Raw genomic sequence first — 26,486 nt, forward strand, 5'->3', positions numbered from 1 at the left:
AGGGATGTTGAAAATCCTCGGGTGTTTTCGTCGTCAAGCCGTCAAGCACGGGGGTTAGCGTTGAGCGCTGTGTTTTGCCTCTGGGCCACTTATGCGAGCGCGTTCCCGGGAAGCGGGTTTCACCCTGATTGAAGTGCTGGTGGCGCTGGCAATCATTGCCGTGGCCATGTCCGCCGCCGTGCGCGTGGCGGGGTTGATGACGCAGAGCAGCGGGGTTTTGCGGGATCGCTCGATTGCGATGATTGCGGCGCAGAGTCGGATGGCGGAATTGCGGTTGGAGGGCAAGTTGCCCATGGGTATGAAAGCGCAGGATTGCGATCAGGGGCGGTTGTTGTTGCGGTGTGAGCAGGTGATTGGGGGAGCGGAGAATGGGCGGTTGTTGAAGGTGGGGGTGCAAGTCTTTGATCGCAGCCAGGAACGCCCTCCGCTGGCTCGACTTGAAACTTTATTGAGCCGGCCTCAGGACTGAAGAGTGGGTCTGTTTAAACGAGAGGGCTGATTTATTCTCCAAAACAAATCAGCCCCTCTTTTTGTCAATTATCTCTCATACACAACATCTGTAATATAGAGGCCCATTTTTCTATTGGCCGTTGCCATTCTGGGCAAGGCTAAATCATAGACTACCTGAATATTTTTACCGATACGGGTCTCGGAAACTACGTTAAACCCATACTTCTCCGGAAACCAAGCTACCAAGCTAGGCACATCAGACGGCACATTACGCACTAAAACTTCTGCTGTTGTTCCCATGTCGCAACCCCTTCCACAAAATAAGTTTCATTTATTCAGCACGTTAAACAACAAGCACCATGATCAAGGGTCGACAGGCTCCAGCCAACTGTCATTTATTACAGGTTTTTATATCGATTTTGAATTACCAGACAGAAAACATATTCCCAAACAAAAGGATTATTTTTTAAAACAAAAAAGTGTTCCACTTGCATTCGGATTAATTTATGGCCACCAGATAGTCCTAAAATTTTTGACGGCCGTTCTCCAAGTTTTCCAGCTTGTCCTTTCAGCAAAGTTTGACCTTTTATTTCATATGTTTAATCAAGCCGTCGGAACACGTTTAAAGACACCAGCCGTTACTTCCTGAAGGCTACAACGCCTTGCGTCATTACCTACGACTACGCCAGAATCCGCCGGCTTGTGCGTCCAGGGTGCGGGTTTTATCGTTTCCGGGTCACTGAAAAACAGTGATCGGGTTTGGTAGCCCGCACATGAGAGTTGCACAGCATCACCATTCGCGGCGTCGTTTCGTCTCGGCTTTATGGTGGTCATGCACAGGGCACCTTCGGGTGCGCCGGGTTCCTCATGTGCCGGTCTACCAACCTGAGCATGGCCGCCACCTTCGTTTGGTAGCGAATATTGGATGGCCTCCCTTTTTGAAGCATGAGGAGTTACATCTATGATCAAACCAACACCCAATCCCCCAGAAACCGACCCGGTTTCGCCCTATCAATTCCCCGACTCCCGAACCCTGAACGAAGCCGCCGAACGCGCCCTCGACCACTACCTCACCCCACAACAACGCATCATGGGCAGCCACACCACACACGACCCCATGTTCCTGGCCAACCCCGCCTACAACAGCGAATCCCTGTTGGCCAACGCCAGCGAATCCCTCGACTCCGCTGCCGAAATGCTCAGCAACTTCGCCGCGATCCTGGAGCCTGCGCACCGCAAGACCGCGCTGGGGATTGCGCAAGTGGTTATGGTGGCGGGTTTGGCGGTGAATCAGGCGTTGGATCATGTCGAGGTTAAGACGTAAGCGGCTGGGCGCTGTAGCTCAATAGCCGGAAAGAAAATGGCCGAGGTTGTCAGGTGTGACTGACAACCTCGGCCAAATACGTTTTTCTCAGTACCAAAAACTTAAACCGACCCGAACACGAAAGCGTTACGGGCTGCTCGCTTTAAGGTCATTCACAACCCGTCAACCAAAGAATTGTAAGAAATGTTGAGCGCAACATTTGCCTCAGGCATCCTGTGCGACGCAAACGTACATGGGTGGCGGAAGTTTGGTGCTCTCCTCCACCAGAGCACGCTTCCTGCTCTGCCGAACGTTTGATGTTCGCGTTATCTCAGTGGCCGGAATTTCTATTCCAATCAGGCCAAGGACATCTGAATCTTTCAAAAGGAACTTCCCGTGAGCGGCAAACCTGCAGCCCGAGTCACAGACCCCACCAGTTGCCCGCTCCCGGGGCACGGCACAAACCCAATTGTCAGCGGCTCTCCCAATGTCAATTTCGACGGTCTTCCCGCCGCTCGGATGACCGATAAATCCGCATGCGGTAGCCCGATCACCGGCGCGGTCAGCTCTACGGTTTTTATCAATGGGCTGAATGCCGCAACTCAAGGCAGTACCGGCGGCCACGGCAACGTAGTTGTAGGCGGCTCCGGCACGGTCATTATCGGCGACACCGTTGTATCAGCGCCGTTCAGCGGCCTGACGTCGATGCCAGTGCACTTCAGCGACAAGTTCAGGCTTATTGATGACGAGTCAGGGGAGCCCTTGGCTAATCTTGATTACGCCATTCAGCGAGCTGACGGCAGCATTGAGCACGGTGTCAGCGATTCAATGGGGTATACGCACGTAGTCAGCTCGCACCTCGCCGAAACGATCCAACTGTTTTTGGAGGATTGAACATGGATGTCAAAGTAAATAACGGAAGTTTTCCTCATGGCTGAAGTCATTAGCAAAAATGGCCGAAAAATGTCACCTGTAGCCACCAGAACGGTGACACCTGTCAAAGACTCCAGCCCTAAAGCTGTATCCGTAGACGCAAAGCAACAAAAGAGGCGTGCCGAGAATGCGGAGTTCTTAAAGAATCAGAATGTGAAGGCCTTTCTGGATACGTTGGCAACAGTCGAGGGTGGCGATTATCACGCGAAATTCGGGTATGGCTGGGCACCCGGCTGGAAATCCGGGAAGTGGACATTTAGTGATGAGTCCACTCACCCAGGACCAGGTTATGGCGGTTCAACCACAGCTTCTGGCAGGTACCAGATCACGAAAGCCACATGGTCGGAACTCTCCATCAAAGCAATGGGGCTAACTGACTTCAGTCCCGGAACCCAGGATCTGATTGCCGTTGAGCTCCTGCGCAACGTGAGTGCCATCGAACCACTGATCGGCGGCGACTTAAAAACGGCAGTTGGAAAAGCATCAAAAAAATGGGAAGCGTTGCCTATGGGGCCGGGGTTGGCAAACCGACCAATCAACGGAAAGCCTTCCGGCCAACCTTATACCGAGTACGACGAAGTAGAAAAAATATATAAAGGCTTTGGCGGTACCGTTAAATGAAACTAAAAATATTAGCCATCAGCCTTTTAGGTTGCGTCAGTTTATTTTCTAGCGCAGCAGACCTTCCTATCAAAGAGGGAATGCCATTTTCAAAAGCCCGAAAAGCCTTGATCAAAAATGGCTGGAAGCCAAATCCGACCTACTCCGGTGAGTTCGGCGTTGAAAGCGTCATCCAAAGAAAAGGCTTCAGTGAAATCGAGTCTTGCACGGAAGGCGTCCGTTACTGCAGCTTCAACTACATCAAGAACGGAGAATGTTTAGGTGTAGGAACTGTCGGCGAAGAAGTCAAAGACATGAAGATTTATTCCTGGAACTTCAAATGCCCTGAAAAGGATTGAAGCCAGAAACCAAAGGGAACAGAAATCTGTTCCTTTTTGTGGAACGATCAAATGAAGACCTCGCCCCTCCTGCTCCTCGCAATATATTGCACAAGTACAAGCTTTGCGTTTGCCGGCGGCTCGCAAGCGACAAGCGTCAAGCACGGCCGGCCCAGCAGGCATCGCCGTCGGTGAGCGCTTGGTGTCGGCCAGGTCCAGGTTGATCAAACAAGGGTGGAAGCCAACCCGGATGCACACCAGCGATGGCTATGAGTACGGTGGTGTCGAGCGGGAGCTGGCTGCACGCGATTTCCTGGAACTCGATACCTGCTCTTTTGATAGCTCGCGTTGCATCCTGTTCTATTCGAAGAAAGACGCCTGCTTGCGCGTTGACACCATGGGTGAGCAGCTCAAAGACATGGCGGTAACGCGATGGGCTGATGAATGTCCGGATGCGCCTTCAGAGCCAGATCGCGGAGACGCGGGTTAAGAAACAAAGGGGACTGAATGAAACAATTCAGTCCCCTTTCCTTGGGAGCGGACTTGCTCGCGAAGGCGCCAGAATTGACACCCGTTTAATCAGCAGGTGATCCCGAGGTCTGCTTCACCGGCAATTGCAAATTATCCAACGCCCGATTGACCGCCAACTCCCCGAGCATGATCAACTGCGCAATGCCCACCAACGCCCGACGCTGCGAAGCGGGCACCAGACTGGCGATGTTCTGGGCAATGGTTTGCGCCGAAGCGAGTGTTTCACTGGCATCAATCAGCAGTTCTTCGTTTTTGTTGTCCGCAGTCACGGCATACATCCCGCGGGTTCTGCGTGGAGGCGGCGTGGAGCCGGGTGGACAGAGGTAATGGTCGAGCGCGCGGTCGGCGGCTTCGTGGAGTTTTCTGGAATCGATGGATTCGTAGGGGGAAACCGAGTCGGTTTCGGGCGGGCTGGGTGTTGGTTTGATCATGGTGAAGCTCCATTTTTATACCTGGTGGAACCACCAACACCTGTCGCTAAACAAGTAAGGGTGGCAGCTGTACGCGGGTTAGCGAACCGAGAGGTATAAGACCCGGCAGACCCGAAGGTCTCCCACGCACAGCCACCATATCGTCATCGCAAATGTCTGCGACAAACTGGAGCGTCGTTGAACTTATACCTGGTCGGGTCGCTAAACCCGGTCGCTGGGTTGCCAGCGACACGTAGACGATAAAGACCAGGTACAAAGCGCACAAGCCGGCGGATTCTGGCGTAGCTGTAGGCAACGGCGCAAGGACATGTAGCCTGAGAGAGTTTCTGGAGATGTCTTTTTAAACGTTGGTGTTTATCGAAGTATTACTGTGGCACCTCCATGAGGTAGAGAGGCCAGCCAGCTGATTCTCAGATTTTTTTTGGAAATAAATCAGTCCCCTATTCGCTCGCTGGCAGCACTGACTGGACATGCTGCAGCGACTCAGGAGCCGTGAGCAGATTGAAAAAAGCATAGGCATCACAGTTCGAAGCATGGCGGCGCAAACGTTGTTGTTGATGCTGGAGAATTTGACGTCTACGATCCATGTGGGCTGTGCCCTTGGCTTTCTGGTGTGTGTTCGCAACTATCACCGTAGACCAAGCCCAGCCCTTCTTCATTTTTGCTTTCAGCTCGATCGGTTAGCTGCTAAGTAAGTGCCATTCGGGATTGATCTATTTTCTGGAAAATAAATCCGCCCACTTTTCTCAAAAAAAACCACATATGCTATCCATATAAAGCAACAGCAATATTTACTTACCTATCAATTGCTTTAGACGAGCAATATTTTGCGAATAGTTAATTATGTAAACTCCAAGTGAATGCGTCATTGTCACACCTTGGCTCATCCATCTTCTCATATCCCACCCAAGATCAAGTAGATCTGAAGCAGCAAAAACAAATTCTAACGTATCTACGATAAACGCGAGCTCTGTGAAATGTTTTTGATAATCAAATGATCCGGCGCTGCCGTGAACATAGTGATTTCGACACAATACAGCCTGACTGCATGGCAGATAAAGTTCAGGAAACTTATCGCCTGCCACCTCAATAATTTTGTCAGCACGGTGGTATATCTTGTCGCGTAGGCTTGCCTTACCAATACGTCCTAGGGTCGAGAGAACAGACTGCCTTGCGAAACTATCCGGCAGATCTGAGAAAATTTTTCGGCACTGCGTCATCGCTTCTCTCATTGACGTATCGACTTCTTTCGTCTTAGGTACATGGCTCGATGGTAGCAAGTCAAACATGTTGGCGGCGCCAACTATCCGATCAATGCTGTAGCTTCCGAAAAATGCTGTTGCAAATCTTACCCTTGGATCCCCCATCGACTCCGCGCTGTTCATCCAACCTTTCGCTACCTTGGCAAACTCTTCAGGATTTCGATCTGGGCAAAGAAGAATGTCACCTAAACTGGTCGTAGGGTCACCCTGAACTCGTTCATTGCACAAGCTCCAGTACAACTGGGCAGTCTGAGGTCTGTTGTGGGAGGTTTCCTTTGAGCGGTGAGTTAACTCTAACTCAATCCAACAGAAGCTTTGACGATTCCCGAGGATTAGCTCAAACAACCCGTGTAGTGTTTGAAGAGCATGGATCGCTTCGTCTAACGTTTTTGGTTCCGTGAACTCGATATTGGCGGTGACTTGATTTTTGATACCGATTCCCGCTGCACTTCCACCTGGATGAGAAGATCGGTTCGTCAACGAAACCTTCCCAATCTCCGCGCTAGTAGATACGATTTCCCACAAGCCACTAAAATAAAGTATATGCGGATGCTCGCCGATCTGAGGATTGAAAGCGCGGCTTTCCCAGCCGTACTCTTCTGCTATCCTCTCTCTACGCTTGTGATCCATTTCCAGAATCTGTTGAATCTCGGCTATTTCAGGATGTAGTGACTGAAAAGTCTCACGCCCGCTTACAAGGCAGTCGACGTTCTTAAAATGATAGCGAATCGCTTGAATAACAGGCTCACCAGAACTAATAAATTCTTCACCAACCACCACGTAGTGCGGAAAAAATACTCTCTCAAACTGAGAGTTCTCATCAAAGCGATGCCGACTTGTACCGTGAAGCACGCAATCCAGAAGCGAAACTTTCTTTCCATCATTTAGCATTCCATGAACGTCTAAGGACCCAATTTCGGAGTGAGTCCAGTGACTTTTCCCTACAAGCTTAAGGATGCTATCCGCGCCAGCAATTTTGAGTAAACCGGCAAACTGGCTATCTATTGGAAGAAAAAGTCCATTATATTGCTCGTGGGTTGGCATAGAAAATATAAACTCAATTATGGTTAAAGTACGATAACCCTGAGGATAGCATTCAATCGAAATTCTCACCGGATGCTTGCAACCTAAAGGGGACTGATTTATTTTCTGAGAAATAAATTAGCCCCTTTTTTTGACTTAAAATCTACAGCATCACTCCATAATACGCCTAACAAACGCCACTAACACACCGACTACCACGCCAAAAATTGCCATATTCTTAGCTGTAACAACTATTGCTTCTTTCGCTATTGCTCGCATTTCTTTTTCTCCGGGCATAGTTGGATTAATACCAACTAAAACCATATTCTTGGATAGAATCAACGCCCTATTCAGCAACCAAATGACTATAACCCGCTGAAAACGATCAAGAATACTTAACCCAAAATAACAAAACAAACCCAGCCCTACAACCATAGACGCCAGCGTAGCTTCATACCCTATGACCTGGGCAGAAAATACTGCTTTCATATTTAACAATTTTTCGGATGTATCAATATGATAGGCAATAAAGAGAGGGAACAATATAGAAAATGGCATCGAAACTTTTTTACTTACTTCCACACTGCGTCTTTTATCTTGAAGAGCATTTCCGATGGCCGCCAAAAAACCCAACGAAAGAAACATAGCGGGAGCTGCAAATGATAAAAAATCGGAAAAGAAAAACTGGATTAACAGCAAAAAAAGAAACAAAAAATTAACAACTTTATAAATCCCACTCGAGACACCTGAAAGCCTAGCACGCTTGACTCTGGGCCAAATTTTTTCCAAAAATTTATTAATTTTTATTTGAACAGCATAATTTCTGAGAAATTCCTCATTCTCAACAATTCCGGGCAGATTGTCTAAAATCACGCTAATCAATTTTAACTGGTACGCCGAATAGGCAATAGCACCTACCAGCATAGTATATGCCGTGCCTATTATCCAAAGCACTTGGCGCCCCCCCTAAATTACTTTATATATAGGTAAATTGTACATCCCCCAAACCAAAATGGGCGATTTTACTTTTACCACCCGCCTTCCAAACACCTTTTCACAACAGGAGTTGTTTTATACTTGAAACTTTCGGCACTGGACCTTTTCGGCTGAATCCGTATACAACATTAGCTTTATGCACATAATGAATCGAGGGTCCTTCACCGAATAACCACCAGTATGCTCATTTTTAAGAATAAGAGGACTTGATCCCCCTGTGAGGTCAGCCAAAATTGACCCTATGCCCATGTTAGTATTAGGCACAGTTCGAGGAAAGTTCTCTCTGACAAGCCTGTCGATATCACTTGAGTCGAACTCGTGTCTTTTAACCTTACCAATGCAGTAAATCACCTGATTACGTCGTGCAACGGTGGTTTCGCGGCTGTTCAGATTCTTTTCTACAACTGAATAGGCATGCCGTAATCCAGCCGTCAGCCATGCAAGATCAGCTGTTTGGAGCGTCTTCGGTATATACGTCCACTTATTATCTTGGATCGCGTATGCAAGGTGCTCACAAAATTCGTGAACACGCTGCGCGATGCCCAGCGTCACATCCGATACATGCTCCGATATCTCGATTAGCGAGGCCCCGGAAAGAGGTATTTGCAGATGCGCAAACCCCTTACTCACAATTTCACAAACTTGACCTGAATCAAGGCCACTTACTTTTTGAATTTCTTGCAATCTATTAGCAACGGATTCCGCGTTTTTTATTTCACGGAAGTATTGGAGAACCCCATTAGGAACCCCAACAACTAGAAAATTTATGTTGCACTCGGCATATCGACTATCATCAAGAAGTATGATGATATTCGACAACTCATCCATCAGTTCCTCGGAGCTGAATATCGATTCTAGATTGTCCAGCACGATTATTTTTTTTGCATCGTTCGCAGATGCGTACAGTTTAAAGGCCTTTAGTAGTGGTTCCTCTTGGGTGATGTCGTAACGATCACTCTGTTTCAGCCCACCTTTTAAAAAAGCTGCAGAAAGCTCCGCCACTTTCTCGACGTTGTATCCCAGACTTACGGCCGTACCTGGAGCTATGAGGCAGTTGCAAATTTCAGCAGTCAGAGATTTGATGCGAGCAGCATTCGCACAATTGACGGTCACATAGGTGATCCCGTCATCTTCAAGAACCTTTTTGTAAAGCCAGGACTTCCCGTTACCACTTTCACCAAAAATGAGTGTATGGGAATTTCGCTTGAATGCACGCGATAGCTCTAGTTCAAGCCTTGGCCGATGCACATACATGTTCACGTTTACTTCGCTGCGCCGAGGCGTAAACACCTCGGTTATCTCTTTTCTAAGCGTCATAGAAGTCCATCAGTGATGTGACGGGGCAGCCCGGGTTAACCCAAGCTTCGTGGCCCGCATACTACTAGATTTCCACAATGGCCAAAATGGGGAAGGACCAAAACGCCACGCAAAATAGGGGTGTGGTTATTTAGCAAAAACAGATCGGTACCTATTTTTCTGATTCTGATCGGCAGGGACCACAACATTCTTTGCTTGCTCGTACTTCTCTTTCCCGGATCCGTCTGAGCCATTGTCCCAGTGCGGACTACCGCGATTAAAACAGCAAAACTACTATATCCCTCCCAAAACTCACGGCCTAACCAACCTAGGCATCTCCACCCCCTCCCCCAACCTTTCCACCTCCAACCGCACCCTCTCCCCACCCTGCTCAATCACCACCCCATCCCCCTCCACCGCCACCAATTTCACTCCAGGACTCACCCGTTCCCCCTGCAAAAAACTCCTCGGCGGTCCATCGTTCAAACTCAAAATCGCCACCGCCCCGCGACTCCCCGCCATCACGCCGCTGACCTTGATCACCACCGGCGCCGTGCGGTTGGAGAACCACTGCAGCGCCGGGTTATCGCTACGCGCCGCGAGCAGTTGCGGGGTGGCGGCCGGGGTGTGGGATTCGGCGGTGGTCAGGAGCAGGGATGACCAGGTGGCGATGCCGACCAGGGCGGCCAGCAGTGCGGCGGCCTGGATGATTTGGGGGGGTGAAAAGCGTGCGGTGAATCTCATGGGCTGAATCTCCTTTTAGTCCCGGTGACCAGACTACGCGGCAATTCTCACGGTTTTATTTCACACGCCTTACATGTTGGCCGTGCAGGATGGTTTTTTGGGACGGGGCTGGACGCAAGGGAGTGCGCATTCGATGAACCGGAGCAGGCAGCAGGGTTTTACGTTGATCGAGTTGATGGTGGTGCTGGTGATCATCGGCATCGCCAGTGCGGCGATCAGTTTGAGTATCAAGCCCGATCCGTTGCAGTTGCTGCGCAAGGACGCCGAGCGCGTGGCGCAGTTGCTGCAGATTGCCCAGGCTGAGGCCCGCGCCGATGGTCGGCCGATTGCGTGGTTGAGCGACGGCAAGGGGTTTCGGTTCAGTCGGCGCAGTGACAGTGGCAAGGGTTTTGATCATTTCGAGCGGGACCCGCAGTTGCGGCCGCGTCCCTGGCAGAGTCCGAAGTTGGAGGTGCGGGTGGAGCCGAAACAGAAAGTGGTGCTGAACGCGGAGTGGATCAATCCGCCGCTGCAGTTGACGCTGTCTGACGGGCTCAATCGGTTGAGTGTGCTGCGCGATGCTTCGGGCCGGATCAGCGTGCAATGAACAAACAACACGGTTTTACGCTGATCGAGGTGATGGTCGCGATTCTGTTGATGGCGGTGGTCAGTCTGATTGCCTGGAAGGGGCTGGACAGTGTCACCCGCGCCGACCGCCATTTGCAGGCCAGTGGTGAGCAGAGCGACAGCCTGTTGCGGGCGTTGAACCAGATGCAGCGGGATGTGGAGATGCGCGCCGGGATCGAGTTGACGGAGCCGAAGAAGGTCGGCACCGAGGATGAACCGACGACGGCGCCGCCTGCCGTTACGGTGCGCAGCAGTGACAGCAAGGGGTTTCGGCTGGACATTATTCGGAGCGCGGCGGATCAGCCGGGGGCGTTGCAGCGGGTGCGCTGGTGGCTCAAGGGGGACACGTTGTATCGCGCGGTGGCGCCGGCGCGCAGTCGGTATCCGTTGCCGGCGCCGACGGCTGGGGTGGCGGTGTTGAGTGAGGTGAGTGATTTGCAGGTGCGGGTTTGGGAGGCGGACAAGGGGTGGCGGCAGTTGAGCGGGAATCGGCGGGAGGATCCGTTGGGGTTGGAGGTGCGGTTGACCCGGCAGACACCGCAGGGGCCGGAGAAGTATCGGCAGGTGATGGGGCCGTTGCAGTAGCGGCGGTCACCGTTGAATTTTGTGGGAGCCAGCCTGCTGGCGATGCGGTGGGTCAGGCAATGAGATGTCGGATGTGCTGGCCTCATCGCCAGCAGGCTGGCTCCCACAGGGATATAGGGTGTTTGTGAGTACTGTATTTAGTTAGCTGAGGACGACCACGCCGCCCGGTAGTTCGGTGCATTTGACGCCGTAGGCATCGCGAATCAACGCCCCTACCCCGGCCAGTTGGTCGAGGGAGAAACGTGCCTGTACGCGGCGCTGGCCGAGTTCCCGATTGAGCAGCAGCAACATGCCTGGGCGGTAGCGGTTGATCTCGTCGATCATCTGGCTGAGGGTCGTTCCGTTGAACACCAGCACCTGTTGGCGCCAGTTGCTCACCGCGGCGGTGTCGACGCTTTGCACGTTGCCGACCTGTTGCGCGTCGTAGGTCAACTGCTGGCCCGGTTCCAGACGCAGACTTCGGCCTTCGACTTCCACGTCCACCGCGCCATCGAGGCATGTCACGCACACCTGTTGATCGAGGTTGCGCAGGTTGAACCGTGCCCGGCTCGTCCGTAACCAGCCGCCACCGGCCTGCATCGCCATCGGCAGCCGTGCGGTCTGCACTTCGACTTCGCCGCTGACCAGTTCAAAACCTTGCACGCCCTCATCCACCGAACGCTGGTTGATGCGGGTCTGTGTATTCAGTTCCAGGCTCAGGCCATCGGCCGGTTCGACTCGGCGTTGCTGGCCGACTTCGGTGATGTAATCGGCACCAAGGCCGGAGAACCCGCCCGGTATCGTACCGCGCACCAAAAGGAACGCCGCCGACGCGGCAATCGCGCCGCCAAGAAACGCTCGTCGTCCAAACCGTCGAGGTGCCTGCATCGCTTCCGCCGCCGGTTGCAGCAGGTGCCACAACGCCTTGCACTCTTCGAAGGCGCGGGCGTGTTCGGGGCTTTGCGCGCACCACTGGCGCAGCGCTCGGGCGTCGGCGACCGTGGCGCGGCCGGAGGTCAGCAGGATCAGCCAGTCGCGGGCTTCGCTTTGCAGACGCTCGGCAGGCGTGGGCTCGGCAGGTGTCAGACGGAAGATGTTCAAACGCAAAGGTACTCGACGGGTTGATCGGGAGCTTCATTCACTAGACGGTTTTCCGGCCCCGCGACCGAACCGCTGAAACACTTTTCTTTCCAGTTTCGCCGCGCAGTATCCGAGGGCAGCCTTGATTTCCTTCTCGACCATGCGCGTAGAAATGCCAAAACGCTGGGAGATTTCAAGGTGCGGTGCTTCTTCCAGGCGTGCGGCGATGAAGATCCGGCGGCGCCGGGCCGGCAGTTCGTACAGGGCGCCGAGCAGCGACTGGATTTCTTTCTGGCCGCCGACCACGCGCATCGGGTCCAGCGCTTCGTCGCTGACTTGCAGCAGTTCTTCGACTTCGCTGCCGGTGAGCAATCGCGCATCGGCCTGACGGCGGTCGGCGGCGATGTTCAGGGCCATGCGATAGAGGTAGGCGTTGGGCCGCAGCAGGTTCGGCGGCGCTTCCATGCGGTCGACCCGCAACCAGGTTTCGTGCAGCACGTCGTTGGCCAGGTCTTCCGAACCGAGACGGCGCCGCAGGCGCACCCGAAAGTCCTCGTAGGACGTCAGGAACAGCTGGACCATCGAACTTTGTCCGGCGTCTTTCATCCCCCGGAAACTCCTTCCCATTGTGTGCATTCCATGCGCTTTCCTGACGATTCGGGTAACAACAGCAACGTGACTGGCTGGCGCAATGCGCCGGGTGTGGGCCGGTCGATCCTGAGCGTGTGAAAACTGTCTACCAGCGCGGCATCGCGCCGGACATCACCGGTCGAGGTCACCAACCGGTTGTGCTGCACCACGCCGTCGCGACCGATCCACAGCTGCAATACCGCGCGAAAACTGCCGGGCCGGGTCAACGGCGAACGGCACAGGTTGCGCTCAATCGCGGCCTGCACCGCCGTGGCGTAACTGCGGTTGACCGCGACGCTGGCGGAGGTCGGTTTCTCCGCCGGCAACGGCACATCTTCGACTTGCGCCACCTGCAGGGTGAACGCATCGTCGCGGCTGTACTTGGCCATCAAGCCGCTGCCACCGAGCATCCGGCGCAACGCTTCGGCGGCGGTGAATTCGCCATCCACCGCCAACGAGCGTCGACCGCGACTCAACTGGCTGTCGACCAGCACCGCCATACCAGTGGCGCGGCTGAACTGGTCGAGGGCGCGGGCCAGCTCCTGGGCCGGGATGTGCAGTGTCATGCGCATCGTCGCCGGTACCGGATCGGCGCTGGCGCGGCTCAGCAACAAGCCAAGCAGCAGCCCCAGACCGAGCTGGCGCACGAGCGCTGAGCGCACAACATCCTCCCTGGCACGGCCTCGCAGCACAGTTGATGTACCCCTGAAAACCGTCATCCTGAGGGCTGTTTATGAATCTGGTGTGACGGCCACTGCAAAAAAACCATCACGGGATCGGCGCGCCCGTTGCACTAGACTCTTGAGCTAGAGCGGCCCTTTCGGGCCGGCCAGGAGGCACACATGAAATCACTGTGGACATTGGCGCTGAGCGGGCTGTTGTTGACCCTGTCGGGCGGCGTGCAGGCCGAACAGGCGGTGGGTTGCGTCGAGGTGACCGTGGGCGGTTACAAGGCGCCGAATTACGACTGCCTGAGCCAGCAGATGGGCAACAACCCCGACGGCGCGAAGGCTGCGCAAAAGAATCAGGAAGCGATGAATGTACCGGTCAACAAGCGCCCGTCGAATCAGGTGGGGCTGGCGACGCCGGCGGCTACCAGTACGCGGATGGGCAATACGTTTGGCACGTCGGTGAAACCGCAGCGGCCAGCGAACTAGAGAGTGCAGCAGAGTGCTCGTGGCGAGGGAGCTTGCTCCCGCAGGGGGCGTGATCAACACGCACCCATCCTGATAAAACGTGCACAACGGATTCCGGATTGCTTCGCAACCCGGCGGGATCAAGCTCCCTCGCCACAGCATGCTCCCTTGCTGAAGTGGACATGTGCTCGTCAGTCACTGGGGACCTGGCGAAAACTCACCGCCAGGCGATTCCAGCTACTGATGGTGCTGACGGCCATGGTCAGGTCTACCAGTTCGCCTTCGTTGAACTGTGTTCGCGCTTGTTCATAGACGTCGTCCGGCACGTGACTTTCCGCCAGCAGCGTTACCGCGTCAGTCCAGGCCAGCGCCGCCCGCTCGCGCAGGTTGAAGAAGCCGCTGTCGCGCCAGACCGCGATGGCGTACAGCCGCCGGTCCGTCTCCCCTGCCCGCCGCGCTTCCACCGAATGCATGTCGGTGCAGAACGCGCAGCCATTGAGTTGCGAGGCGCGGATCTTGATCAGGTGCAGCAGCGGCGCCTCGATGCTCAGGCTGCTGGTCAGCGCTTCCAGGGCAATCATTGCTTTCATGGCTTTGGGTGAAGCGCTGTAGTAATCCAGACGTGGGGACATGAGCGGATCTCGGGCAGCAGAAGAGTGATTTCACGGTAAGCGCTGACAGGCCAGCGTTACAGCCCCAATTCCACGAAAAAACGGCAGACCACTGAACCCCGAGCCAAACACAGTACTTGTGGGAGCTGGCTTGCCAGCGATGGCGGTACATCAGCTGACATCTATGTTGAATGTGATCCCCCCATCGCTGGCAAGCCAGCTCCCACAGGGCCCTAGGCCAATTTGGGGTATTTGCACTACGCAACTTCTTCCGGTACTGCATTCGGGAGTAATCTGCCCGGCACACTCAATCGCCCGGAGAGCCCGTCGGTATGGAACTTCACGTCGTGATCAACGGCCGCAAGGATCTGGCCGGTCAGTTGTATCAGCAACTGCGCGGGGCCATTGAATCCGGGCGTCTGGCCGCCGGCACGCAACTGCCGCCGAGCCGCTTGCTCGCCGAGCAACTGGGGATTTCGCGCAAGACCATTTCCGACACCTACGCGCAGCTGACCTACGAAAACTTCCTTACCGGCGTGATCGGCAAAGGCACTTACGTCAACGCCCGCGCCACACCGGTGCAGCGCAAGCAAAGTCATTGCGAGCTGGCCGGTTCCGAGGTGATCGAGAGCTGGTGCAACCTGCCGGTGTTCCTGCGCCATCCGACGCTGGAAGGCTCGCTGCGTTATGACTTTATCGGTGGTGCCACCAGCAAGGGCCAGTTTCCCCACGATGACTGGCGCCGCTGCGTGTCCCATGCCATGCGTCAAATGGCCGGTTCCAAGGGCTTTTACAGCGCGGCAGAAGGCTTGCCGGCGCTGCGCAATGCGATTGCCCGGCACATCGCCTTCTCTCGCGGCGTGAACTGTCAGGACGAGGACATCGTGGTGTGCAATGGCGCGCAGCAGGCGCTGGATCTGATCGGCCGGGTGCTGCTGCGGCCTGGCAGTCTGGTGGCGATGGAAGATCCGGGCTATCCGCCGGCGCGGCTGCTGTTCGGCACTCACGGCGCAACGGTGGTCGGGGTGCCGGTGGATGCCCAAGGGATTCAGGTCGAGCACATTCCGGACGGCACGCGGTTGATCTACGTGACGCCGTCGCACCAGTTCCCGCTGGGCATGCCGATGAGCCAGGCGCGACGCGAAGCGTTGCTGGCCCGGGCCTATGAGCTGGGCGCGATCATCATCGAGGACGACTATGACAGTGAATTCCGCTACGAGGGTCGGCCGACGGATTCGCTGCACAACCTCGATCAGCACGGCATCGTGGCGTACGTCGGCACCTTCTCCAAAACCCTGCTGCCAGAGCTGCGGCTAGGCTACGCGATCCTGCCGCCAGCCATCCTCGAAGCGGTGATCCGCGCCAAGCAGCTCACCGACCTGCATGCCTCCACCCTGCCGCAATGGGCGCTGGCCAAGTTCATCGCCGAGGGCTGCCTGCTCAAGCACATTCGCCGCTGCCACACCGTCTACGCCCAGCGCCGCGAGCGGATCCTGGCGCGCATGGCCACCGACCTGTCGCCGTGGCTGGAGGCCGTGCCGGCCAGTGCAGGCTTCCATATGGCGGTGTTCTGCCGGGTGCCGATCGACTTGCCGCTGGTGATCGAACTGGCGAAAAAAGTCGAAGTCGGGCTCTACAGCATCGATGGCTTCTATTACCAGCAGCCGCCCAGAAGCGGGATGTACTTCGGTTTCGGCGCCATCGAAACGCTGGACATCGATATTGCGCTGGATCGCCTGCGCGATATTCTGCAACAGGTCACAGGGTAGATTGGTCTGACGGATTACCCGCCGATTGGTTATTGGTGATCCGGGGGTGCAGGCCTATTCTGCACAGGCGTTATCCCTCAATGAGCAGGATTCGTCCGGCCTGATTCAGGAGTGTGAGCAATGTCCAACGAAGTGATCAACACCGTAGAGGTGCGGGCTGCCGCCGGCCGCTCCGAAGAGCTGGGCAGGCAGTTGCAGAAGATCGTCGACACCCTGCGCGAAACACCGGGCTGCGATTCCTATCTGGTCGACCGCTGCCCCGAGGACAACCATCGCTGGACCGTGAGCGCCCGCTGGCAGTCGGAAGAAGCGATGCAGGCGCACTTCAACCGACCCGAGGCTCAGGGATTTATTGACCTGATCGACAGTCGGCTGGCCAATAGCGTGGATTTCAACTCGTTTCCAATCGTTTGACTTACAGACGCCATCGCTGGCAAGCCAGGCTCCCACAGGTCTTGTGTCGTTCGCATGATTAATGGACTGCACGAAAACTTGTGGGAGCTGGCTTGCCAGCGATGGCGTATTCGAATGCGCGGATATCCCCCAGATTGGTCACCTGAACTTCCCGAATATTGGCGGTGTGATTGGCCCGAAGCGCGGACTACTGTGAAGACCGACTCCCACTTCACAGGTGACCCGCCATGAAACTCCTGCACATTTTCGCCACCGCCCTCGCCCTGTCTGTTTCTGCCGCCGCCATGGCCCACGATGCCTCCGAGAAGGTCTCGGTCCTGCAGGACCAGATGCTGAAAAACGTTCCGGGCAAAAAAGCCATGATGATTGAAGTCGACTACAAACCCGGCCAGTCCTCCATCGCCCACAAACACGACGGCACGGCCATGGCCTATGTACTCGAAGGCGAAGTGATTTCCCAGGTCAAGGGCGAGCAGCCGATCACCTACAAGAAGGGTCAGTTCTGGTACGAACCCGCAGGTTCCGAACATCTGGTGTCGAAAAACGCCAGCAAGAGCAAGCCGGCCAAGTTGCTGGTGTTCATGGTGCTGTCACCGGACGAGCAAGTGCTGATCCCATTGAAAAACTGATGGTTGTTCAATCAGCCATAAATAAAAGGCGCAAATGGCTGATTTGTGCCTTTTTTATGTCTCGCGGCAATTAATCCAAAACCGTTACAGCCAATAAAACTATTGCATGACCGTCATTCAGCAAATTGTCAGGTTGTTTTCAGTCGTGCGGGAGTAGTCTGAGGCAACTGTCGCCGGCTCTATTAAGTGAACCCCGACACTTTTGATATTCCGATTGAAGTTGCTTCACGGGAGACTCACCATGAAACTTGCCTTTGCCAGTACCCTGGCGATATCGGTTTTAGCGTTGTCCGCCTGTTCCGTTCCCACCGCGCCCAAAGCGGTTTCTTCCCTCGACACACTGTTTACCCAACCGGTCGGGCGCAGCAGCGCCGCCCAAGTGAGAAGTGGTCCCGGTGTCTCGCTGGGTATCGTTTACAGCCCGAGCACCCAGGCCAATCGACAATACCTGCGCGACTATCAGGCCAACGCCGGCACCGGTTTCGGCCAGAGTCTGCTGGTGCAGCCGATCCATGATGCCTATGTCGCCACCTCGAAACCGGACATGGCCGTGGACTGGGTGAAAGCCTCCCTGCAACGCCAGTTCGGCTCGGTGACGGTGTACCCGGACATGCAGAGCCTGCGTGCGGCCAATCCCGATGTAGTAGCGATCGTCGATACTCACAGCCAGTTGATTACTTCGCGCAGTTCCGACATCAAGGTGGATGTAAGTGCGGATTTTTATGACGGGAAGTTCAACTATATCGGGACGGCCAAGGGGTCCGAGGCGAAAGAGTTGACACCGGTCTGGGCGGACTTCAAGCGTTCGGAGGAGATTGTTGCGGATATCAATCAGCAGCAGGAAGTTCAGGTTCGGGCGTTGCAGAAGTTTGACCAGTCGCTCAGCAATTTATTGACCAGACCGGCAGATAAAGTGTCGATGCTCGATAACAAACAAGGACATGACTTGCAGTAACTGTAATACCGCTATCGCGAGCAGGCTCGCTCCCACACTTGGAACGCATTTCCCTGTGGGAGCGAGCCTGCTCGCGAAAGGGCCGGAACAAACAACACGAATCCAACAGACATAAAAAAGCCCCGACATCTCACGATACCGGGGCTTTTTCATTCAGCAGCTACTCAAGCAAGCTCAAGCTCCGCCGTCGCCACAGCAGGCACGACCGCCTGACCGCTCAACGCCAGATCGTTCAGCTCACGGTTGGCCACCGCGTACATGGCGTAGTCCGAACCGCTGGCGGCACGGATTTCCACCAGCATGGCGCGCCAGCGCTGGATCATCGCGTCGTTCTGCTTCATCCACAGTGCCAGACGGGTTTCCACGTCCGAATCACCGCCGCCCGCTTGCAGAACGGCGATGGTGATCGCGCGTTGCTGCCAGTCGACGTCGTCGCGGAACGCTTCACGGGCCAGGGCCTGCCAGTTGTTTTCAACCGGCAAGGCGCTGATCTTCCCGTTGTACCAGGTGATGTCCAGCGCACTGCCCACGGCGAAGTACGCCTTGGCCACTTCGGCTGGATCCTGACCGGTGACGTCGGCCGCTTCGATGATCGGCAGCAGCGTGTAGAGGTGAGTCGTACCCGCCACCATGCGCGCCAGCAATTCCGGTACACCGGCAGCCACGTAGGCCTGATAACGCTCCTGCCAGTTATCGCGGATTTCGCCGCTCAGCAGCTCGTCCAGCTTCAGACCCAGATCCTTGAGGTGCGGACCGAAATGCGCGACGTCACGGGCAGCGTTCTGCTCGTTGCGACGGGCACGCAGGAACCAGCGTGTGGCGCGACGGCCCAGACGCATCAGCTCGTCCATCAGCTCCAGTTGCACGTCAGCGGAAACCTGGTAGTCCAGCGCCTCGATCTGACGGAACCAGTGCGGGAGGTGGAAGATGTCACGCACGATCACATACGCACCCGCCACGTTCGCCGGGGTCATGCCGGTGGACTCTTTGAGCCTTTGAACGAAGGTGATGCCCATATGGTTGACCAGATCGTTGGCGATCTGGGTGCTGACGATCTCGCGCTTCAGACGGTGACGGCGCATGGCGTCGGCGAACTTGCTGACCAGAGTCGGCGGGAACGCGGTTTCCATGTCGCGAGTCAGGTAGTCGTCGTCCGGCACCAGCGAGTCCAGCAGCTGCTGCTTGAGGTCGATCTTGCTGTACGAGATCAGTACCGACAGCTCCGGACGCGTCAGGCCCTTGCCGGTCGCGGCGCGCTCGGTGAGCTGCTCCTCGGTCGGCAAGTACTCGATGGCGCGGTCCAGCTTGCCACGGCCTTCCAGGTCGCTCATCAGGCGCTTGTACTCGGCGGCACGCTCGTAGGCACGGCGGGCAGCCAGGGACAGGGCCTGAGTCTGCTTGTAGTTGTTGCCCAGCACCAGACCACCGACTTCGTCGGTCATGCTCGCCAGCAACTGATCGCGTTGCTTGCCGGTCATGTCGCCGGCCTGAACCACTTCGTTCAGCAGGATCTTGATGTTCACTTCGTGGTCGGAGCAGTCCACACCACCGGCGTTGTCGATGAAGTCGGTGTTGGAACCGCCGCCATTGAGGCCGAACTCCACACGACCCAGCTGGGTCATGCCGAGGTTACCGCCCTCGCCCACCACTTTGCAGCGCAGCTCGTTGCCGTTCACGCGCAGTGCATCGTTGGCCTTGTCGCCGACATCAGCGTGGCTTTCGCTGCTGGCCTTCACGTAAGTACCGATACCGCCGTTCCACAGCAGATCCACCGGAGCCTTGAGCAAGGCATTCAGCAGTTCGGTCGGGGTCAGCTTGTCAGCCTGGATGTCGAAGCGCTCTTTCATCTGCGGCGAGATGGCAATGCTCTTCGCGCTGCGCGAGAAGATACCGCCGCCTTCGGACATGATGCTGGTGTCGTAGTCGGACCAGGCCGAACGCGGCAGGTCGAACATGCGCTTGCGCTCGACGAAGCTGGTGGCCGGATCCGGGTTCGGGTCGATGAAGATGTGCAGGTGGTTGAACGCGGCAACCAGTTGCAGCTTGTCGGACATCAACAGGCCGTTACCGAATACGTCGCCGGCCATGTCGCCGATGCCGACCACGGTCACGCTGTCTTTCTGGACATTGATGCCGCGCTCACGGAAGTGGCGCTGCACGCCAACCCACGCGCCCTTGGCGGTGATGCCCATTTTCTTGTGGTCGTAACCGGCCGAACCACCGGAAGCAAACGCGTCACCCAGCCAGAAGCCGTAGTCGATGGCGATGCCGTTGGCGATGTCGGAAAAGGTTGCAGTGCCCTTGTCCGCCGCGACCACCAGGTACGGGTCATCGTCGTCATGACGCACGACGTTGGCCGGCGGTACCAGTTTGCCGTCCTTCAGGTTGTCGGTGATGTCCAGCAGACCCGAAATGAAGATGCGGTAGCAGGCGATGCCCTCGGCCGCGATCTCGTCACGGCTGCCGCCCAGTGGCAGGCGACGCGGCAGGAAGCCGCCCTTCGCGCCCACCGGCACGATGACCGAGTTCTTCACTTGCTGGGCTTTTACCAGGCCCAGGACTTCGGTACGGAAGTCTTCTTCACGGTCGGACCAGCGCAGACCACCACGCGCAACGTTGCCGAAGCGCAGGTGCACGCCTTCGACGCGTGGCGAGTAAACGAAGATTTCGAACTTCGGAACCGGCTTCGGCAGCTCAGGGATCAAGTGCGGGTTGAACTTGAAGCTGAAGTACGACTTGTTCTGGCCGTTGGCGTCGGTCTGGTAGAAGTTGGTGCGCAGGGTCGCTTTGATCAGGTCCAGGTAACGACGCAGGATGCGGTCTTCGTTAAGGACCTGAACGTCGTCCAGCGCGGTCAGGATGGCCTGCTCCAGACGCTGCTGCTTGTCGTCCAGATCGTCGCTGCCCAGCTTGCGGGCCAGATAGAAACGGGTCTTGAACAACCGGGTCAGTTCGCGAGCGATGTCGGTGTGGTTGTTCAGGGTGCTGGCGATGTAGCCGAGGTCGAAGCCCAGGCGGATCTGTTTCAGGTAACGGGCGTAGGCACGCAGCAGCGCGACGTCGCGCCATGGCAGGCCGGCGGTCAGCACCAGACGGTTGAACGCATCGTTTTCGGCGTCGCCGCGCACGATGTGGACAAACGCGTCCTGCAGGGTGTCATTGAGCTGCTGGATGTCCAGGTCCATGCCTTCGGCTGCGGTGAACGCGAAGTCGTGGATCCAGAACTCGCGGCCGTTGTTGTGGCGCAGGCGATACGGGAATTCGCCCAGCACGCGCAGGCCGAGGTTTTCCAGGATCGGCAGCACGTCGGACAGTGCCAGCGGGGTATCGGCGTGGTACAGCTTGCAGTGCAGCTCGCGCGGGCCGGCGGCCAGCGGCTGGTAGAAGCTCATCGCCAGCGGCTTCTTCTCGCTGAGGTTGAGCAGGTGCTGCATGTCGACCACGGCCGAGTGCGCAGCGAAACGCTCGCGGTAACCGGCCGGGAAGCCTTTCGGGAAGTCCGCCAGCACGTTGGTGCCGTTGGCTTCGCCAAAGTTTTCGATAATCAGCGAGTTGTAGTCGTCCTGCCAGCTGCGGCAGGCCTGGATGACTTCGTTTTCCAGTTGCAGCGGGTCGATGTCGATGCGGTTTTTCGGGTCGACGCGCAGGATCAGCTGCACGCGGGCCAGCACGGACTCGGAGAAGAAGGTCCAGAATTCGCAGTCGGAGGCTTTCAGACGCTCCATCAGCACTTGCTGGATCTTCTGGCGCACTTCGGTGGAGTAGATGTCGCGCGGCACGTAGGCCAGGCAGTAGCAGAAGCGACCGTACGGGTCTTTGCGCAGGAACACGCGGATCTTGTTGCGTTCCTGGATCTGCACGATCGACATCACGGTGCTGAACAGTTCATCGACCGGGGTCTGGAACAGGTCGTCACGCGGCAGCACTTCCAGAACCTGAGCCAGTTCCTTGCCCAGGTGGGCCTTGGCCTGGAAGCCGGAACGACGCTCGATCTCTTCGACCTTGCGGCGGATGAACGGGATGACACGTACGCTTTCGCCATACACCGAGGAGGTGTACAGGCCCATGAAGCGGTGTTCCTTGATGACTTTGCCGTCGGCGTCGATTTCGCGGATCGACACGTAGTCCGGGTAGGCCGGACGGTGTACGCGGCTCGGGTGCGCAGCCTTGGCGAACGACAGCAGGGTCGGTTCGCGCAGGTAGGCGACCGCGTAGTCTTCGATGTGGCGGTCTTCGTTGGTCAGACCGGTGCGCAGCATCCGGGTCAGGCCGAGGAAGGAGTTCTGGTCGTATTCGATGTGGCCGCCATCGGCCTGATCGACAACGGTGAACTCTTCATAGCCGAGGAAGGTGAAATGGTTGTTCACCAGCCATTCCAGGAAGTTCTTGATTTCGTTCTTTTCGTCGGCTTCGACGGCGAATGCGCTGTTATCGAGCCTGGTGAGGATTTCCTGCACCTTGGCCTTCATCGGCTCGAAATCGGCGACCGCGACGCGGACTTCACCCAGAACCTGTTCCAGTTCCTTGCTCAGCACATTCAATTCGGCCGCGTTGGCGCAGCGGTCGATTTCCAGGTACATCAGCGACTCATGCAGGATGCCTTCGCCGGTGGTGCCCTTCGGCAGGATTTCCAGCAACTCGCCCTTGCTGCCACGACGCACGCTCAGCACGGTGGTCTGCAGGGTGTGGATGCTGTAGCCGCGGCGGTTCAGCTCGGTGCGCACCGAGTCCACCAGGAATGGCAGGTCGTGGTGCAGCACTTCGACCGCGGTGTGGGTCGACTGCCAGCCGTGACGCTCGTAATCGGGGTTGTAGACGCGCACTTGCGGTTGCGCGTGATCGAAGCGCTCAAGCAGGCGCCACGCAGAAAGAGTACAGCCAGCGAGGTCGGAGAGGCGACGCTGGGTCAGCTCGTCCAGGGAAATGATGCCGAAGAATTGTTCAGCGAACAGCGCCACTTGTGGCAGTGCCTGTTCACTGATGTGCTGCGCCAGTGCCGCTTGCAGTTGGTGCTGGAAGTCGGCTTTGCTGGCTGCGGTGAAGAACGCCATCTGTGGTACTCCGCTTGGGCTTGTTATTGATGGAAAGCGTCGCGTACAAAACCCCTTTCGGGGCGTTCCGTCGCCCTGTTCCTGAATCTCGGGCAGAGGAAACAGGGTGACAGGTGGGTGAAGCTGGACGAGACACTCAGGTCACATTCACCTTCCATGAATGGGCATCTGCAAAAACGACTGCCGGGGGCCGCCACGGGGCCTGCCGCAATGCCTTTACGGGTGCTCATCCGTTGCGCAGCTTAATGGCTGCGACAATGTGTCTGCTTGCAGTGCTGCGACATATTCGGTCATTGGCACGTAAACGAAGGCCGGGGCATGGCACAACACTAGCAGTGGATTGACGATCCAGCCCGCTTGCAGCCCGATATTTGCGCGATTCGTACCGGATGTGACTGCCCGAGCGAGGAACGTTCCCAAGCGTTCTTTTTGCTTGATGCTTCCCATGGCTGTGAACCTGCCAGACAGACACCACATATAGAAGTAAAAACAACAAGTTACAAAGTCTTCTATTTTTCTTACAAACAGCAAAGAAACCGCTCACAGAAATCTCGGACCGAATTCTTACAGTTCGATTTGTTCGAGATTTTGCGCAGTGCTATCACTATAAAAACATTTCTGCCCGAAGGATCGGGCTTCAGACGCACAAGGAACTTGCACATGTCTCAACTGGAAATTCCCGAAATAATCACTTATGCAGATGGCACTTGGGAAATCATCGACCTGAATCCAAAAAAGATTCGCGGCGACATTCGAAAGAACTACCCACTTGGGAATCCGATGCATGGATTCACCCTTTCACTTCAAAATGACTACAACGCACGCAAGCAGAATCTTGAAGCCAACTTGCAATCTGAATTGAACATTAGAGAAGGCGCCCATCCCCCTCTTAAAAACGTGACCCCGGACTCTTGGCTGTCCCGAGCATCGAATATCGTCAATGAACTGCTGTTCCAGAAAAACACCGAACTTCAACATCAATTGAAAACCGCGAAGACAGCAAAACAATATGCAAAGCTGGAAGCCACTTACAACGCAATGATCCTTCAGGATCAGATTGCAAGTCTTCAGTCCCGGCAAACCAGGTTGTACGCCGAAATCACACGCAGACAGATCGAAGCTCTGGCGTTGCAGCAGGCCGCCGAAGCGGCGCGCCGTGCAGAGGAAGCCCGCAGGCTGGAGGAAGAACGGGCGCGTCTGGCCGCACAGGCCATGGCACAACGAATCGCCGAGGAAAACGCGAGGATCGCGGCGGCAGAGGAAGCCCGGCAGATCGACGAACACAAACGCGCCGTGGCGTTCGTGGCCGACGCGAACAAATACATTCTGAAGAAGTACGGCGCGAACCTGCATCAAATCGTGATGGATCTTCAGAAGGACATTTCAGGCAAGAAGGTCCGCAGTTACAGCGAAGCCATGCAAACCTTCGAGCAAGTGCGAACCAACCCGAACGCACGGCTCAGCCCGCAGGATCGCCGTGCGGTGGTGGACGCGATGAACGCACTCGATAAAGCGACCTACATGGACAACGTCAACCGACTGGCCAAGGGTTTTGGCGTCACCGGAAAAATCGTCCAGGCGCACTCGGTGATCGAGAAGATGGTCATTGGGTTCCGGGACGGCGACTGGAAGCCTTTGATGCTGGAGTTGGAGAGTATTGCTGCCGGGGCAGGAGCAGGTGCGCTGCTGGCCCTTGCTTTACCACCACTACTTTCCCTGATTTGGGTTCCTCCCGCAGCGGTGGTAGTCGTTACCGGAATCGCAATCGCTGCCGCAGCGATTTTTCTGGACGCCAAAGCCGTGGAAACAATAAACCGCTCCGTGCTTAACGCAATGACGAAAAACGATACCTGACTACTAACCAAATGCAATCCGGCTCAACAGCCATTGAGCCGGTTATCAAGCTCACAACGGACACAACAATGCAAAAAAAAGAAAAGTCTGAATTATCCAACGCTTTCGTTTTAGCGGTCGCCTCCCCAATCCTGCTCATCAACCTGATAGTCCCGATTATGGGTGATCAACAACACGCCATCCTCGAAACTTTACTGAGCGGCTACCTAATCGAAAACATCGGCTTCTGGTCTTCGAGATTCCCGCTGAGCTCAAAAATAACCACAAACTATATTGCTATATTCGGACCAGTATTTGGAGCTGTACTTTTCCTGAAGAGTTACAAAAACGCTTTCAAATCAACCGACAGATTCAACCAAACACCGCTATACAAGTATCTCTTCATGACATTGACAACGATATTGATCTGTTCCCTTTTCGTATACGAAGCCTATTTCAATTCCACAGACCTAATAACTCAGGGCCCCAAACTCAGAATCATGGGGCTCAACTTTCTTTTTTATTCGATATTCTCCTTTACAGTTATTTTTTTCATATTGCTTCTACCTGCACTCGTGATTCACCTCCTGATTTATACCCCTTATCGACTGATCAAGCTTTTCAAGCCTAAACAGCACCCATAACTACGTTGACCTCCAGTACGCGAACATCAGAGCAGCGGAAATGGTCACGAACTGGCAAAATCACCTTTTTGCGTGGCACCCGTCGCGCCCGCCAAGTCAGGAATTTTCCATGCAAATGACCACCGCCCTACTCATCGTCAACCCGTGCGACGACGAAGAAGACAACATGGCCATGCTCTGCTGCCACAGCGACAAAGGCGAAATGTTTCTGATGAGCCGCTATCCGGACGAGGATGAGCTGGAAATCACACTGGAAGGCGAGCCGTCCACCCTGGATGGTGTAAAGGTCACCCTGACCCGGACCCTGCTGAAGATCGAAATCGCCGCCGCGGATGCCGATGCGCTGAATGGCGATGATGTGCTGGAAATCACCTACAACCCGGACATGGTGGATCTGGCCGAGGTCGAGGAAACCCTGAAGAACATTCTGGATGGCACTGGCACCTACATCAGCCAAATTTGAGGGTGCTTGGGCCGGCCCCTTCGCGAGTAAGCCCGCTCCCATAATGAACGGTGTTTTCCTGACAGAACGCGGTCGATGTGGGAGCGAGCCTGCTCGCGAAGAGGCCCCGAAGAACACTCCACCTCCCCCGCCCTACAAATTTCCAACAATTACTCCGGTCATTTCCCGCACTTTGCGCAAAATGCCGTTAGTCG

28 protein-coding genes are annotated in these 26,486 nt (G+C 55.7%); 16 read left to right on the forward strand and 12 right to left on the reverse strand.

Annotated elements, in window-relative coordinates; translation table 11 throughout:
- Positions 1 to 91 precede the first annotated feature (91 nt).
- Positions 92 to 469, forward strand: a complete 378-nt coding sequence (gene gspI, locus NWV16_RS15495; protein WP_260519761.1) for a type II secretion system minor pseudopilin GspI — start codon at positions 92 to 94, stop codon at positions 467 to 469.
- A gap of 68 nt (positions 470 to 537) precedes the next feature.
- Here gspI and NWV16_RS15500 read toward each other — a convergent pair whose 3' ends face one another.
- The gene (locus NWV16_RS15500; RefSeq protein WP_260519762.1) at positions 538 to 750 is read right to left on the reverse strand and encodes a hypothetical protein; all 213 of its coding nucleotides are present in this window, start codon (positions 748 to 750) and stop codon (positions 538 to 540) included.
- On the opposite strand from NWV16_RS15500, the gene NWV16_RS15505 reads away from it, so the two are divergent.
- The 6 genes from NWV16_RS15505 to NWV16_RS15530 all read left to right on the forward strand — a co-directional run bounded on the left by NWV16_RS15505 (position 749) and on the right by NWV16_RS15530 (position 4,114).
- Entirely contained in the window at positions 749 to 1,099 is a 351-nt protein-coding gene (locus NWV16_RS15505; RefSeq protein ID WP_260519763.1) for a hypothetical protein, read from the forward strand. The two genes, NWV16_RS15500 and NWV16_RS15505, sit on opposite strands and share 2 nt — an antisense overlap.
- Before the next feature lie 312 nt (positions 1,100 to 1,411).
- The gene (locus tag NWV16_RS15510; protein ID WP_260519764.1) at positions 1,412 to 1,774 is read left to right on the forward strand and encodes a DUF6124 family protein; all 363 of its coding nucleotides are present in this window, start codon (positions 1,412 to 1,414) and stop codon (positions 1,772 to 1,774) included.
- 375 nt (positions 1,775 to 2,149) lie between these two features.
- Complete coding sequence (locus tag NWV16_RS15515) at positions 2,150 to 2,647, forward strand: PAAR domain-containing protein (RefSeq protein WP_260519765.1); 498 nt, start codon at positions 2,150 to 2,152, stop codon at positions 2,645 to 2,647.
- Positions 2,648 to 2,683: 36 nt separating this feature from the next.
- A complete protein-coding gene (locus NWV16_RS15520; protein ID WP_260519766.1) occupies positions 2,684 to 3,307 on the forward strand; it encodes a hypothetical protein in 624 nt (207 codons plus the stop codon).
- Positions 3,304 to 3,645, forward strand: coding sequence for a hypothetical protein (locus tag NWV16_RS15525; protein WP_260519767.1), 342 nt, complete (start codon positions 3,304 to 3,306; stop codon positions 3,643 to 3,645). The genes NWV16_RS15520 and NWV16_RS15525 overlap by 4 nt, the downstream gene beginning before the upstream one ends.
- 229 nt (positions 3,646 to 3,874) lie before the next feature.
- Positions 3,875 to 4,114 (forward strand): hypothetical protein, encoded by a 240-nt coding sequence (locus NWV16_RS15530; protein ID WP_260519768.1) that lies wholly within the window; start codon positions 3,875 to 3,877, stop codon positions 4,112 to 4,114.
- An 85-nt stretch (positions 4,115 to 4,199) separates the two neighbouring features.
- Here the strand turns inward: NWV16_RS15530 and NWV16_RS15535 are convergent, their stop codons facing one another.
- The 5 genes from NWV16_RS15535 to NWV16_RS15555 form a co-directional block, all read right to left on the reverse strand.
- Complete coding sequence (locus NWV16_RS15535; RefSeq protein WP_260519769.1) at positions 4,200 to 4,586, reverse strand: DUF6124 family protein; 387 nt, start codon at positions 4,584 to 4,586, stop codon at positions 4,200 to 4,202.
- A gap of 791 nt (positions 4,587 to 5,377) precedes the next feature.
- A complete protein-coding gene (locus NWV16_RS15540) occupies positions 5,378 to 6,892 on the reverse strand; it encodes a HEPN domain-containing protein (protein WP_260519770.1) in 1,515 nt (504 codons plus the stop codon).
- A gap of 150 nt (positions 6,893 to 7,042) precedes the next feature.
- Positions 7,043 to 7,795, reverse strand: a complete 753-nt coding sequence (locus NWV16_RS15545; RefSeq protein ID WP_260519771.1) for a hypothetical protein — start codon at positions 7,793 to 7,795, stop codon at positions 7,043 to 7,045.
- Positions 7,796 to 7,942: 147 nt separating this feature from the next.
- Positions 7,943 to 9,184: an ATP-binding protein gene (locus tag NWV16_RS15550; RefSeq protein WP_260519772.1), complete on the reverse strand. Its 1,242-nt coding sequence runs from the start codon at positions 9,182 to 9,184 to the stop codon at positions 7,943 to 7,945.
- 291 nt (positions 9,185 to 9,475) lie between these two features.
- Entirely contained in the window at positions 9,476 to 9,907 is a 432-nt protein-coding gene (locus NWV16_RS15555) for a type II secretion system protein N (protein WP_260519773.1), read from the reverse strand.
- 133 nt (positions 9,908 to 10,040) lie between these two features.
- Between NWV16_RS15555 and gspH the strand changes: the two genes are divergently transcribed.
- Positions 10,041 to 10,493 carry a type II secretion system minor pseudopilin GspH gene (gspH, locus tag NWV16_RS15560; RefSeq protein ID WP_085703557.1) on the forward strand — a complete coding sequence of 151 codons (453 nt, stop codon included), beginning with the start codon at positions 10,041 to 10,043 and terminating at the stop codon, positions 10,491 to 10,493.
- Positions 10,490 to 11,098: a prepilin-type N-terminal cleavage/methylation domain-containing protein gene (locus tag NWV16_RS15565; protein ID WP_260519774.1), complete on the forward strand. Its 609-nt coding sequence runs from the start codon at positions 10,490 to 10,492 to the stop codon at positions 11,096 to 11,098. The genes gspH and NWV16_RS15565 overlap by 4 nt, the downstream gene beginning before the upstream one ends.
- Positions 11,099 to 11,239: 141 nt before the next feature.
- On the opposite strand, the gene NWV16_RS15570 is transcribed toward NWV16_RS15565, so the two are convergent.
- The 3 genes from NWV16_RS15570 to NWV16_RS15580 are packed head-to-tail and all read right to left on the reverse strand — an operon-like array spanning position 11,240 to position 13,506.
- Entirely contained in the window at positions 11,240 to 12,178 is a 939-nt protein-coding gene (locus tag NWV16_RS15570; protein WP_260523537.1) for a DUF4880 domain-containing protein, read from the reverse strand.
- A gap of 33 nt (positions 12,179 to 12,211) precedes the next feature.
- Positions 12,212 to 12,763, reverse strand: a complete 552-nt coding sequence (locus NWV16_RS15575; protein ID WP_260519775.1) for an RNA polymerase sigma factor — start codon at positions 12,761 to 12,763, stop codon at positions 12,212 to 12,214.
- Positions 12,760 to 13,506 (reverse strand): STN domain-containing protein, encoded by a 747-nt coding sequence (locus tag NWV16_RS15580; RefSeq protein ID WP_260519776.1) that lies wholly within the window; start codon positions 13,504 to 13,506, stop codon positions 12,760 to 12,762. The genes NWV16_RS15575 and NWV16_RS15580 overlap by 4 nt, the downstream gene beginning before the upstream one ends.
- Before the next feature lie 123 nt (positions 13,507 to 13,629).
- Between NWV16_RS15580 and NWV16_RS15585 the strand changes: the two genes are divergently transcribed.
- Positions 13,630 to 13,944 (forward strand): hypothetical protein, encoded by a 315-nt coding sequence (locus NWV16_RS15585; protein ID WP_260519777.1) that lies wholly within the window; start codon positions 13,630 to 13,632, stop codon positions 13,942 to 13,944.
- A 170-nt stretch (positions 13,945 to 14,114) separates the two neighbouring features.
- Here the strand turns inward: NWV16_RS15585 and NWV16_RS15590 are convergent, their stop codons facing one another.
- A complete protein-coding gene (locus tag NWV16_RS15590) occupies positions 14,115 to 14,555 on the reverse strand; it encodes a carboxymuconolactone decarboxylase family protein (protein ID WP_065260552.1) in 441 nt (146 codons plus the stop codon).
- 311 nt (positions 14,556 to 14,866) lie between these two features.
- Here NWV16_RS15590 and NWV16_RS15595 point away from each other — a divergent pair, with 311 nt between their 5' ends.
- From NWV16_RS15595 to NWV16_RS15610, 4 genes are all read left to right on the forward strand, one after another.
- Positions 14,867 to 16,303 carry a PLP-dependent aminotransferase family protein gene (locus tag NWV16_RS15595; RefSeq protein WP_260519778.1) on the forward strand — a complete coding sequence of 479 codons (1,437 nt, stop codon included), beginning with the start codon at positions 14,867 to 14,869 and terminating at the stop codon, positions 16,301 to 16,303.
- A 120-nt stretch (positions 16,304 to 16,423) separates the two neighbouring features.
- Positions 16,424 to 16,717 (forward strand): putative quinol monooxygenase, encoded by a 294-nt coding sequence (locus tag NWV16_RS15600; RefSeq protein WP_065260550.1) that lies wholly within the window; start codon positions 16,424 to 16,426, stop codon positions 16,715 to 16,717.
- A 227-nt stretch (positions 16,718 to 16,944) separates the two neighbouring features.
- Positions 16,945 to 17,346: a cupin domain-containing protein gene (locus tag NWV16_RS15605; protein ID WP_260519779.1), complete on the forward strand. Its 402-nt coding sequence runs from the start codon at positions 16,945 to 16,947 to the stop codon at positions 17,344 to 17,346.
- Between the two features lie 241 nt (positions 17,347 to 17,587).
- Positions 17,588 to 18,301 (forward strand): ATPase, encoded by a 714-nt coding sequence (locus NWV16_RS15610; RefSeq protein ID WP_260519780.1) that lies wholly within the window; start codon positions 17,588 to 17,590, stop codon positions 18,299 to 18,301.
- Positions 18,302 to 18,465: 164 nt separating this feature from the next.
- Here NWV16_RS15610 and NWV16_RS15615 read toward each other — a convergent pair whose 3' ends face one another.
- The gene (locus NWV16_RS15615; protein WP_260519781.1) at positions 18,466 to 23,352 is read right to left on the reverse strand and encodes an NAD-glutamate dehydrogenase; all 4,887 of its coding nucleotides are present in this window, start codon (positions 23,350 to 23,352) and stop codon (positions 18,466 to 18,468) included.
- 216 nt (positions 23,353 to 23,568) lie between these two features.
- Complete coding sequence (locus tag NWV16_RS15620) at positions 23,569 to 23,799, reverse strand: hypothetical protein (RefSeq protein ID WP_260519782.1); 231 nt, start codon at positions 23,797 to 23,799, stop codon at positions 23,569 to 23,571.
- A 213-nt stretch (positions 23,800 to 24,012) separates the two neighbouring features.
- Here NWV16_RS15620 and NWV16_RS15625 point away from each other — a divergent pair, with 213 nt between their 5' ends.
- Together NWV16_RS15625 and NWV16_RS15630 are read left to right on the forward strand one after the other, a co-directional pair.
- Positions 24,013 to 25,206, forward strand: a complete 1,194-nt coding sequence (locus NWV16_RS15625) for a colicin-like pore-forming protein (RefSeq protein WP_260519783.1) — start codon at positions 24,013 to 24,015, stop codon at positions 25,204 to 25,206.
- 732 nt (positions 25,207 to 25,938) lie between these two features.
- Positions 25,939 to 26,292, forward strand: a complete 354-nt coding sequence (locus tag NWV16_RS15630) for a hypothetical protein (RefSeq protein ID WP_260519784.1) — start codon at positions 25,939 to 25,941, stop codon at positions 26,290 to 26,292.
- Positions 26,293 to 26,486: the final 194 nt, after the last annotated feature.

It is taken from the genome of Pseudomonas sp. BW7P1 (assembly GCF_024981055.1).
In the GTDB taxonomy this organism is placed as follows: domain Bacteria; phylum Pseudomonadota; class Gammaproteobacteria; order Pseudomonadales; family Pseudomonadaceae; genus Aquipseudomonas; species Aquipseudomonas bananamidigenes.

Excerpts from the sequence above, each read along its gene's own strand:
- NWV16_RS15625 (WP_260519783.1), top strand. The coding sequence starts at position 24,013 with ATGTCTCAACTGGAAATTCCCGAAATAATCACTTATGCAGATGGCACT.
- NWV16_RS15530 (WP_260519768.1), top strand. The coding sequence starts at position 3,875 with ATGCACACCAGCGATGGCTATGAGTACGGTGGTGTCGAGCGGGAGCTG.
- NWV16_RS15550 (WP_260519772.1), bottom strand. The coding sequence starts at position 9,184 with ATGACGCTTAGAAAAGAGATAACCGAGGTGTTTACGCCTCGGCGCAGC.
- NWV16_RS15565 (WP_260519774.1), top strand. The coding sequence starts at position 10,490 with ATGAACAAACAACACGGTTTTACGCTGATCGAGGTGATGGTCGCGATT.
- NWV16_RS15590 (WP_065260552.1), bottom strand. The coding sequence starts at position 14,555 with ATGTCCCCACGTCTGGATTACTACAGCGCTTCACCCAAAGCCATGAAA.
- gspH (WP_085703557.1), top strand. The coding sequence starts at position 10,041 with ATGAACCGGAGCAGGCAGCAGGGTTTTACGTTGATCGAGTTGATGGTG.
- NWV16_RS15500 (WP_260519762.1), bottom strand. The coding sequence starts at position 750 with ATGGGAACAACAGCAGAAGTTTTAGTGCGTAATGTGCCGTCTGATGTG.
- NWV16_RS15505 (WP_260519763.1), top strand. The coding sequence starts at position 749 with ATGTCGCAACCCCTTCCACAAAATAAGTTTCATTTATTCAGCACGTTA.
- NWV16_RS15520 (WP_260519766.1), top strand. The coding sequence starts at position 2,684 with ATGGCTGAAGTCATTAGCAAAAATGGCCGAAAAATGTCACCTGTAGCC.
- NWV16_RS15600 (WP_065260550.1), top strand. The coding sequence starts at position 16,424 with ATGTCCAACGAAGTGATCAACACCGTAGAGGTGCGGGCTGCCGCCGGC.
- NWV16_RS15540 (WP_260519770.1), bottom strand. The coding sequence starts at position 6,892 with ATGCCAACCCACGAGCAATATAATGGACTTTTTCTTCCAATAGATAGC.
- NWV16_RS15580 (WP_260519776.1), bottom strand. The coding sequence starts at position 13,506 with ATGACGGTTTTCAGGGGTACATCAACTGTGCTGCGAGGCCGTGCCAGG.
- NWV16_RS15585 (WP_260519777.1), top strand. The coding sequence starts at position 13,630 with ATGAAATCACTGTGGACATTGGCGCTGAGCGGGCTGTTGTTGACCCTG.
- NWV16_RS15615 (WP_260519781.1), bottom strand. The coding sequence starts at position 23,352 with ATGGCGTTCTTCACCGCAGCCAGCAAAGCCGACTTCCAGCACCAACTG.
- NWV16_RS15535 (WP_260519769.1), bottom strand. The coding sequence starts at position 4,586 with ATGATCAAACCAACACCCAGCCCGCCCGAAACCGACTCGGTTTCCCCC.
- NWV16_RS15595 (WP_260519778.1), top strand. The coding sequence starts at position 14,867 with ATGGAACTTCACGTCGTGATCAACGGCCGCAAGGATCTGGCCGGTCAG.
- NWV16_RS15525 (WP_260519767.1), top strand. The coding sequence starts at position 3,304 with ATGAAACTAAAAATATTAGCCATCAGCCTTTTAGGTTGCGTCAGTTTA.
- NWV16_RS15610 (WP_260519780.1), top strand. The coding sequence starts at position 17,588 with ATGAAACTTGCCTTTGCCAGTACCCTGGCGATATCGGTTTTAGCGTTG.
- NWV16_RS15605 (WP_260519779.1), top strand. The coding sequence starts at position 16,945 with ATGAAACTCCTGCACATTTTCGCCACCGCCCTCGCCCTGTCTGTTTCT.
- NWV16_RS15510 (WP_260519764.1), top strand. The coding sequence starts at position 1,412 with ATGATCAAACCAACACCCAATCCCCCAGAAACCGACCCGGTTTCGCCC.
- NWV16_RS15555 (WP_260519773.1), bottom strand. The coding sequence starts at position 9,907 with ATGAGATTCACCGCACGCTTTTCACCCCCCCAAATCATCCAGGCCGCC.
- NWV16_RS15630 (WP_260519784.1), top strand. The coding sequence starts at position 25,939 with ATGCAAATGACCACCGCCCTACTCATCGTCAACCCGTGCGACGACGAA.
- NWV16_RS15545 (WP_260519771.1), bottom strand. The coding sequence starts at position 7,795 with ATGCTGGTAGGTGCTATTGCCTATTCGGCGTACCAGTTAAAATTGATT.
- NWV16_RS15575 (WP_260519775.1), bottom strand. The coding sequence starts at position 12,763 with ATGAAAGACGCCGGACAAAGTTCGATGGTCCAGCTGTTCCTGACGTCC.
- gspI (WP_260519761.1), top strand. The coding sequence starts at position 92 with ATGCGAGCGCGTTCCCGGGAAGCGGGTTTCACCCTGATTGAAGTGCTG.
- NWV16_RS15620 (WP_260519782.1), bottom strand. The coding sequence starts at position 23,799 with ATGGGAAGCATCAAGCAAAAAGAACGCTTGGGAACGTTCCTCGCTCGG.